Below are 3,852 nucleotides of genomic sequence, written 5' to 3'. Positions count from 1 at the left end.
TCATCATAATTTGGTATTGATACTTATCACTTGTAAAAATTGATATAGTATACTCTAATATGCTTTTATCTTGAGTATATACTTTTCTATCAAATTTTAAAGCAAGTGAATTTAACTCTCTATTTAAAAGATTTGAGCTTTCCTTATTTAAAGTTATTGGTTCTATTGTTTGAATTGCTTTTTCTATTTTGTAATTATATTCTTTTCTAAATATCTTATATAAAGAATCATCTTCTTTTAAAACTTCTTTTAATCCAAAACACATTTTTTCTGGAATATATACAGTTTATAAGACAAAAGGTTCATTATCTATTATTCTAAGCCTTTTTATTTTATAAATAAGATCATATTCATTTTTTATCTCTAACTTCTCTCTTATAATTTTATTCTGAGTACCTATTTCAAATGCTAATATCTTATTTTTTATATTAATCTATACCAATATGGTAGTGTAGACTTTTTCTCACGTCAATTTATTTTATAAAGTTTCTATTTGAATTATATAATTTATTGGTATATAATTATTTTCTAATTCTACTAGGAAATTATAATTTTATTTAATTTATTAAAATAGCTCTATTTGTTATATCTCCTACATCTATTATTATGAAATATTTTACTTTATTTTTATTATATCTACTTTTAAATAGTTTGTATTCTTCAGTTTCAAATACAAATTTATATAACCTTTAAACGAATATCCATTGTATAAGTTATCTTAAAATCAAAATAGTAATATATACACCCCTACTTTTAAATTTGAATTATATTAAAGTTATTTACTTATTTTTAAATATAAAATTCGTTATGGTGCCTAAAATTAAAGCAGGTATTGTAACTCATATTAATATACCTATTACATTTATATTTATATTTATACATATCCCCATTAATAACATAATTTTACTTTCCTCAAAAAATAAACATATTTTTTGCATACATATTATATGGCTTATTTATATCATCTAAAAACTCACCTCCTAATTTAACTTCAAATATTAGTGTATTTTATTTTTATTTTTGTTACAAGTTTTTAAATTTTTTATTCTTCATAGTCTATGTGTAATTTTTAATATATTTAGAGATTCGATCTTAGATATGATTAAATTTATATGATGAATTATCATATAGAAAACCCCCCTTATCATAGTCACATTTAGCATAATTATATAATGCTTTATTTTGTGCCTATATAAGGGGATTATATTATTTAATTAAAAGTTTATTTTATATTTTTTGTTCTTCTATTATTAAAAAATATACCAGCTATAGAAGCTATTCCTATACCTACAAACCCTAATATACTAGCATCACCTGTTTGTGGATTAGATGGTTTAGTAGTATTTGAGTTATTTTCATCTTGGCTTCCATTGTTATTTGAAGTATTTCCACCATTTGAGTTGTTTCCACCTTGGTTTTTATCATCTTCATCATCTGAATCATTTCCACCTTGATTTTCATCATTACTTCCATTGTTTCCATTTCCTGGATTAGTAGTTTCATCTTCGATTTCTTTATTTATTTCATTAACTAATGCATTTACTTCTTCAACTGTAGCATCTTTTACTTCTAATATAGCTACTAATTCTTCCGTTTTAGTTTTAGCATTGTATATTTTTACTATTGTTTTTCCTTCTTCTTCACTTACTTTTACTGTATGTCCAGCTTTCATAGCTTGTGATAAGATATCTTTTAAGTACTCTTTTTCAACTTCTACTTTTATAACTCCATCAACCATAGTACCAGCAAGTATTCTACCTTGTTTAGTATAGCTAACAGTTCCTAAAGTTTTTATAAAGTTTGCTAATATTTCTTCTAATGAAGAGTATTCGTTTATTGTTGGAACATCAGCAAAGCATGGGTAATCATCTCCACCTGCTGCAGTAAAGTCATTTGTTGCTACTGTATAAGTTTTGTTCATATCTAAAGCTTCACCATTTATAGTTAAAGATATTATTCTATCTCCAACTGGCTTGCTTGGATCTACTACAAATTTTATACCTGCTACATGTGGGAATCCACCTAAAGATTCTCCATAGCTTCTTACACCAAATTCAAGAACTTCTTTTATTTGAGCTCCTGTAAGTTGTTTTGTAACTACAAAGTTACCAAATGGTAAAACGCTTACTACATCACCTTTTGTGATATCTCCTACTTTTATACTAGCACGAATTCCACCACCATTTGTTATAGCTAAGTCTGCACCAGTTTCATCCATCATAGCATCAGTTATTAAGTTCCCTAAGTTTGTTTCTCCAAATCTTACGCTGTTTCTTTCTCCATCTAATTCTATAGTATTTTTTCCTATTACTTCAGATAATACTTCACCTTGTGCTTTATCTATTTCAGCTATTTTAGCAGCAACTTTTGCATCTGGAGTTACTTTTGAAGCTTCTTCTTTAGTTATAAGGCTTGCAGTAGCATTTACTACTTCATTATTTTCATCTAATTCTATTTCAACTTTACCAAGGTTTGATAAATATTCTCCTGTACTTACTAATAAAGTATCATTTACTTTTTCACCATTTTTAAATGTTGTATGACTGTGTCCATCAACATATACATCTATACCATCAACAGCTTTTATAACATCATATGCTGTAGGATCACTACTTTCATCAGTACCAACATGTGATAAAGCTACTATTACATCTGCACCTTGTTTTTCTAACTCTTCAACTTGTTCTTTAGCTGCATCTACTGGACTAGTAAATTCTATCCCTTTAACATTGTTTGGATTAGTTTTGTAAGCTGTTTCTTGTGTAGCTATACCAAAGAATCCAACTTTAACAGTTTTTCCGTTAACTTCCATTTCTTTTATGTGATTAGCTTCAAACACAGATTTTCCATCTTTATTTATATTAGAAGCTAATAATCTAAGTTTATTTTCACCGCTTTTTAATGTTACACTATTTTTAAATAATTCCATTAATCTTGAGTATCCATAGTTAAAGTCATGGTTACCAGGAACTATATATTCATATCCAGCTGCATTTAATAAATCAACTGCATCTTGACCTTTACTTAATGTTACAAATGGTAAACCGTGTATAGTATCCCCTGCATCAATTAATATTGAGTTTTTAGTATTATTTTTTATTGCAGCAACAGTATCTATACCTATTACTTTACTATCAGCTTTTAATCTACCATGAGTATCGTTTGTATGTAATATTGTTATTTTATTTGACTCTTCTTTTTCTTGAGTGTTTGATAAATCATAGTAATATTTGTATAATCTATCTCCTGCTACTTCTTTTTCTGTTGATATTGCAGGATAGTTTGCTAAGTAATTTGCTCCATTTTCATGAGAAGTAAAGTATACTTTAGCATTTGTATTTACAGCTTTAAATTTCCAGTTGTTATCTACGCTTGGCTCTAATCTTCCAGCATCTTCTATATATTGCTTTAATACATCTCTACTTTCATCTGTACTATTATAAACTATTTCTTGTCTACCTTGCCATGGGAAGCTATTTCCACCAGCTCTATAGTTATTAGTAGCTATTAAGAATTCTTGGTCTAAGTCTATAGGTTGTCCATTATAAGTTAAGTTGTATATTCTTGAAGAATTAGGATTTATTACTTGTCCATTTTTATCATACTTAGGAGCTTTAGTTACATCTATTTCATATTCAACTCCATCTAATACGTCAAAGTTGAATGTAGGGAAATCTCTGTTTATTAAGTCTTGCTCTTTAGTTGAGTTAGGATTTATTGTATTAAACATATTAGCACAGAACTCTAACCATTCTTTTACATCTGAACCAGTTAATTTTATAACTGATACTGTATTATCATATTTATATAAGTTAGATAAGTCTCTTATAGCAAGACCTCCTGCTTTTATAT

At 27.1% G+C, this 3,852-nt stretch carries 2 protein-coding genes; both read right to left on the bottom strand.

The window, feature by feature from the left end; all coding sequences use genetic code 11:
• The coding region (locus tag VK071_05200) for a UTRA domain-containing protein (protein HLR34713.1) at window positions 1-265 on the bottom strand (265 nt) is incomplete at its 3' end.
• Between the two features lie 957 nt (window positions 266-1,222).
• Window positions 1,223-3,852, bottom strand: a 2,630-nt coding sequence (locus VK071_05195) for a 5'-nucleotidase C-terminal domain-containing protein (GenBank protein HLR34712.1), incomplete at its 5' end; no start/stop codon positions are given.

This window comes from Tissierellales bacterium, from assembly GCA_035301805.1.
GTDB lineage: Bacteria > Bacillota > Clostridia > Tissierellales > DATGTQ01 > DATGTQ01.
The sequence above is the reverse complement of the archived record's forward strand: the minus strand, read 5'-3'. Positions and strand labels throughout refer to the sequence as shown.